4 protein-coding genes are annotated in these 5,831 nt (G+C 78.3%); 1 reads left to right on the forward strand and 3 read right to left on the reverse strand.

Annotation, left to right across the window (positions count from 1 at the left end; genetic code table 11):
- From BI06_RS40365 to BI06_RS40375, 3 genes are all read right to left on the reverse strand, one after another.
- The coding region (locus BI06_RS40365) for an ATP-binding cassette domain-containing protein (RefSeq protein ID WP_149030639.1) at positions 1 to 1,193 on the reverse strand (1,193 nt) is incomplete at its 3' end.
- A gap of 252 nt (positions 1,194 to 1,445) precedes the next feature.
- Positions 1,446 to 2,204, reverse strand: coding sequence for an NUDIX domain-containing protein (locus BI06_RS40370; RefSeq protein WP_030396627.1), 759 nt, complete (start codon positions 2,202 to 2,204; stop codon positions 1,446 to 1,448).
- Positions 2,205 to 2,388: 184 nt separating this feature from the next.
- Positions 2,389 to 4,521 (reverse strand): glycogen debranching N-terminal domain-containing protein, encoded by a 2,133-nt coding sequence (locus tag BI06_RS40375; RefSeq protein ID WP_082559045.1) that lies wholly within the window; start codon positions 4,519 to 4,521, stop codon positions 2,389 to 2,391.
- A gap of 672 nt (positions 4,522 to 5,193) precedes the next feature.
- On the opposite strand from BI06_RS40375, the gene BI06_RS40380 reads away from it, so the two are divergent.
- Positions 5,194 to 5,831: alpha/beta fold hydrolase (locus tag BI06_RS40380; protein WP_149030641.1), on the forward strand; the 638-nt coding region annotated here is incomplete at its 3' end.

Below are 5,831 nucleotides of genomic sequence, written 5' to 3' on the forward strand. Positions count from 1 at the left end.
GGCGCGGTCAAGGCCGACGAGCCGCCGGCCGGGGGCGGCGCGACCGGCAGGGCGAGGGTGGGTGCGGGCTCCGCGTCCCGGGCTGCGGCGGCCAGCGCCCGGGGCCGCGCCACCGGCATCGCCACCGTCCGGTCGTGCTGTCCGACCTGTCCGGCCTGTCCGGCCCGTTCCGCCCGTTCGGCCCGTTCGGCCTGTTCGGCCTGTTCGGTCGTCGCCGCCCTGGCGTCCTCCGGCACCGGCGCGGCTGCGGCTTCCGGCGTCCGGGGGCGGCCCGGACCGCTCGCGACCACCCGCAGGTCCGCCCGGGGAGCCGGCCGCTCGACCACCCGGTCGGCGAGTTCGTGCAACAGGATGCCGTGGCGGTAGGCGAGTTCGCCGATCTCGGTCCGGCCGACGCCGGACACCGCGAGTTCGGTCCCGCCGTCCCGCCGGACCTGCGCGCCCTGACCGGCCAGCAGATCGGCGAGCCGGGCCATCTGGGGCCCCCGCACCGCGACCTCCGGGCTGAGCCGGGTGCGCCGGAACTCCGTCACCGACTCGTCCGCCGCCATCCGTCCCCGGTCCAGGGTCACCACCCGGTCGGCGAGCTGCGAGGCCTCCTGCGGGGTGCGGGTGGTGACCAGGACCGTCCCCCCCTCCGCGGCGAAGGACCGCAGGAAGGCGTGGAACCACTCCACGTTGCGCGGCGAGAGGCCTTCGGTGGGCGCGTCCAGGAGCAGCGTGCCGGGCTCTCCGAGCAGGGCGGCCGCCAGGGCGAGCCGCCGGTGCATGCCCGGCGAGTAGGCGCGCAGGCGCTGCTCGGCGACGGCCGCGAGCCTGGTCCGCTCCAGGAGCTCGTCCGCCCGCCGGGCGGGCACGCCGACCGCGGCGGCCAGCATCCTGAGGTGCCCCCGGGCCTTCCGGCCGGGGTGCCCGGCGAGGTCGGCCGCCCCGGGGGCGTCGACCGGTCCGGACAGGAGCACACCGACCTCGCGCTCCGGCCGACGCAGCCGCCGGTAGGTGCGGCCGGCGAAGAGGGTGACGCCCTGGCCCCGTTCGAGTTCCAGCATCAGCCGCAGCGCGGTCGACTTGCCCGCTCCCTCGGGTCCCAGCAGGGCCGTCACCGCGCCCGGGCGGGCCTCGAAGGTCAGATCCAGCAGCACCGGGGGGCCTCCCCCTCGGTGAACCTTGGTCAGTCCGGTGATCTGGATCATCGCTGGCTGCTCCCATGCCCTCGGCCGACCTGGTCCGCGGCGCGCCGGGTCGCACCCGCACGGTTCCGCGCCAGCACATTAGGGGCCCGCGGTGGAGATTCCGGGCATTACGGGAGCGCCACGGGCCGACCGCCCGCACACCTCACCCGATCAGGGGAAAATCCGATCCTGCGACCGAGACGCGCGGTCCGGCGCCGGGGCCGGGTACGGCCCCGCCGGGGAGCCCGGCCGGACCGGTGACGACCGGGCGGCTCAGGACTCCGGGCGCAGCATCGGCGGGTTGAGCACATTGGCCCCGCCGGAGGTGAACAGCTGGGCCGGGCGCCCGCCCTGACGGGTCGTCGTGCCACCGGAGGGCAGCAGGAAGCCGGGGGTGCCGGTGACCTTGCGGTGGAAGTTCCGCGGGTCGAGCACCACGCCCCACACCGCCTCGTAGACGCGGCGCAGCTCGCCGACGGTGAACTCGGTCGCGCAGAACGCCGTGGCCAGCGAGGAGTACTCGATCTTGGAGCGGGCGCGCTCCACGCCGTCCGCCAGGATCAGCCCGTGGTCGAAGGCGAGCGGGACACCGTCGGCCCGGTCCGGGCCGAGGAGTTCGGTGACCGGGGCCCACCGGGCGCCGCTCGCGTCGCCGCCCGCGCGCGGGGTCGGCAGGTCGGGCGCGAGCACCAGGTAGGCGACGCTGACCACCCGCATCCGAGGGTCGCGCTGGGGGTGGCCGTAGGTGGCGAGCTGTTCCAGGTGGGCGCCGGCGGCACCGGGCCCGGCCGCGTCGTGCCCGGGGGCGGAGGGGGCCCGCAGGCCGGTCTCCTCGGCCAGCTCCCGCGAGGCCGCCTCGGCGAGGCCCTCGTCGGGGCGGACGAAGCCGCCCGGGAGCGCCCAGTAGCCCTGGTAGGGCGGCTCGCCCCGGCGGACCAGCAGGGCACAGAGCGCGTGCTCGCGCACCGTCAGCACGACCAGGTCGACCGTGACTGCGAACGGGGGGAAGGCCGACGGGTCATAACGCGACATGGCGACGATCATAGTCGTCTCTCTGACGATAAGCACAGGCCCGCGTACGGACCGTGCTGCGACCCACCTGCCGACCGTCGCGGACGCCCCCGACCGACCGCCGCGCCCGGTCCGGCGCGGTGCGGTGCGCTCCGGGCCGCGGGCGGGCGGCGGCGGTGACCGTGATGGTGACGGTGGGGTGCCGTCAGCGGGCCACCAGCTGGAGCTCCGCGGACGCCTCCTCGACCATCGCGACGCCGATCCGGCTGACCCGCACCGAGAAGGGCTCGCCGGCGACCCGCAGCCCGGTCAGCTCCAGCTCCCCGAGCGGCGCGGTACTGGCCGGGCGGACCAGCACCCGCCCGCCGGGGACGTCCGGCCGGACGCCGGCGAGAGCGAACACCGCGTGCGCGGCCCCGGCGGACGAGACCGCGGCCGGCCGGCAGGCCCCCGGGTGCGGGACCGGCGGGGAGCCGGGCGTCCACTGCTCCCCCGCGTACATCTCGGGCAGCCGCCCGTCGAAGTGGGCCGCCGCCGCGAGCAGCCCCTCCAGCAGGGCCCCCGCCTCGTTCTCGTGGCCGGCCTCGGCGAGGCCCGCGACCGCGAGCGCGGTCTCGTGGACGCGCACCGCCCCGCTGCGGTGGCCGAGCGGGTTGAACCGGGGGGACTTGGCGCTGAGCGTGCGCAGCCCCCAGCCGCTGTCCAGCTCCGGCGCCGCCAGCCGCTGGGCGAGCAGCCTGGTCTGCTCCCGGTCCAGCAGGGTCTCGTGGCGGCCGCCGTCGGCGGCGAGGCCGGGGTCGAGCAGGTGGACCAGGGAAGCGGCCACGGCGGGCAGCGGCTGCCCGCCCGGGGCGAGCCCGGCGGCCGGGCGCCCGCCGGACAGGTCGTCCACCCAGAACCGCTCGCGGAACCGGCCGCGCAGGGCGGCCGCCCAGCCCCGCCACTCCTCGGCGCCGGGCCGGCCGAAGGCCGCCAGCAGCTCGGCACCGTGCAGGGCCGCCCGGTGCGCCTGGGCCTGGACCTCGGCCCTGGCCGGCACCGGGTGGGCGGCGCGCTCCTCGACCGGGCGGCTCAGGTCGGTGACGAAGCCGTCCACCAGGCCCTCGCGCAGCGCGCCGAGCGCGCGCTCGGCGGCCGGGAGGAGTTCGAGGACCTCCGCCCGGGGCAGGCCCCACCGCCAGGCCTCGGCCAGCACGGTGACGAACAGCAGGGTGGCCTCGGTGGCGGTGCAGGTCGGCGGCAGCTCGGGGCCGCCGTGCCGCAGCGCGCCGGGCAGCAGCCCCTCCGGGCGGCGGCCGCCCTGGCCGGGCCCGCCCGACCCGGCGGCGGACTGCTGCTGACGACGGGCCAGCGCGCGCAGGGTGCCGGCGGCCAGCCGGGTGCCGAGCGGCAGGGTCAGCCGGGCCGCCCAGAGCGCGTCGGCCGGGGCCAGGCCGAACCGCCAGGGCGCGCCGGACGCCAGGTACAGGTCGGTCGGCCGGTCCGGGTCGGCGAACAGCAGACCGCCCAGGGAGTCCAGGGAGCGCGACACCACCAGGGCCACCCGCGGGTCGTCGCAGCGCACCTCGGGCTCGGCCCAGGGCAGCGGGACGCCGGGGCCCCGGCCGCCGGGCGGGCGCGGGGCGGGCACCGTGCTCTCCAGCTCGGCCCGGAGCTCGACCGACCAGCGCGCGCCCGGCTGGACGTCGAGGTCCCAGCGCAGCACACCGGCACCGGCCAGCACGGCGTGCGGCGAGGGCTGGGCACTGACCGTGGCGCTGTGCGTGGGCCCCGCCCAGCGCAGCCCCGCGGACTGGACCTGGCCGGGCAGGTCCGGGGAGCGGTGGCCGGCCGCGATCTCGGCGACCGGGCCGAGATCGGTGGAGAGCGCGATCTCCAGCGGCAGCCGGGCCGGGCGGCCGCCGGCGTTGCGCACCGTGACGGTCTCCACGCCGTCGGCGTGCCGCAGCCGCTCGACGGTGAGCGCCGGGTCCGGATCGAGGTCGCCGGGGAGGCGGACGGCGCCCAGGAAGCGGGCCTGGGCCGCCGTGGTCAGGGTGCCCTGGAGCGGGAGCGGTTCGATCCCGCCGAGCCGCAGCTCCATCCGGGCCACCACCCGGACGCCGGAGCGGTAGAACCCGTGCAGGCCGTGCCCGCGCAACTGGCCGTCGGGGTCCGAGGCGGCCATCGCCGGCGCCTTCACGCACAGCACCGCGTGGTGGACCGCGGCCGGCTGCGGGCGTGGCGGCGCGGACCTGGCCGGACCACCGGCGCCGGCCGGGTGGGCCTGGTCCGGCCGGCCCGCCGGTCTCGGCGCGCCGACCACACTCTCGGCCGGTGCGGCCTGTGGCGGCCTCATCGCGGTCACCGGACTCTCCTCCCCTCGGCGGTCCGGTGGCCGGTCAGGCCGATGGGCCGCGAGCATGCTCGATCGCGTGCTGGTTCCGAACCGGCGGAATCCCCCGCCGGTCTGTGCCGTGTCTGGCCGTACCCGATGCCGGGCCGTGCCATGCGGTGCCGAGTACCCAGTCGGTACCCGCCCCGCGCCGTTGGTCCCCGGGCGTTGTCGCGCCCGGAGGCCCCTCCCCGTTGCCCGGTCGGGCCCGACGGTCCGACCGGCACCCCGCCGCCGGCCCCGGAGCCGATGTCCGGCCCCGCCCTGCGGCCCGTTCCGCGCCCCGTCCGACGGCGCCGTCACCGGTGCCGGGTCGGGTCCCGGTCCGCCCCGCCCGGGGCGGTGGCGCCCGGGCGCAGGGCCCCCGGGGTCAACGCCGGAGACCGGCCACAGGTCACGCCCGCCGGGCGTCCGGGGCCCGCCCGGTGCACCGCGACCGCCTGCTGCCCGCCGGGGCTGCCGATCCGTGGTCCCGGCCCGGCCGCACGGTCCGCCGGGTGGGCGGTCGCGGGCGGCTGCCGCCGGAGGCGGCCCCGGGCCGCGGCCAGGATACGGTGCGGGGGTCGCGGGCCCGCCACCGGCAACCCCGGGCGGAGCCGACGCGACCGCTGTGACCAGCAGAGACCGAGGAGTTGTATGTCGACCGCCAGCCGGCTGCCCGGGATTGCCTTCACCGAGCACGTCTTCCAGGTGCCGCTCGACCACGCCGCCCCGCAGGGCGAGCAGATCGAGGTGTACGCCCGTGAGGTGGTGGCCTCGGGCCGGACCGGGGACACCGACCTGCCCTGGCTGCTGTTCCTCCAGGGCGGACCGGGGGGCAAGGCCGGCCGGCCGCTCGGCCGGGACGGCTGGCTGGAGCGCGCGCTCGACGACCACCGGGTGCTCCTGCTCGACCAGCGCGGCACCGGGCGGTCCACACCCGCCACCCGGCAGACGCTGGCCCGCCGGGGCGGGGCCAAGGAGCAGGCGGAGTACCTGGCGCACTTCCGGGCCGACTCGATCGTGCGGGACGCCGAACTGATCCGCCACCGGCTGCTCGGCGGGGACCGCCGCTGGAGCGTGCTCGGTCAGAGCTTCGGCGGCTTCTGCACCCTCACCTACCTCTCGATCGCTCCCGAGGGACTGGACCGGGCCTTCGTCACCGGCGGCCTGGCCGGTCTGCGCAGCTCCGCCGCCGACGTCTACCGGGCCGCGTACCCGCGGGTCGTCGGCAAGAACGAGGGCCACTACGCGAGGTTCCCGCAGGACGTCGACGCGGTGCGGCGGATCGCCGG

It is taken from the genome of Kitasatospora sp. MBT66, assembly GCF_000710405.2.
Taxonomy (GTDB): domain Bacteria; phylum Actinomycetota; class Actinomycetes; order Streptomycetales; family Streptomycetaceae; genus Kitasatospora; species Kitasatospora purpeofusca.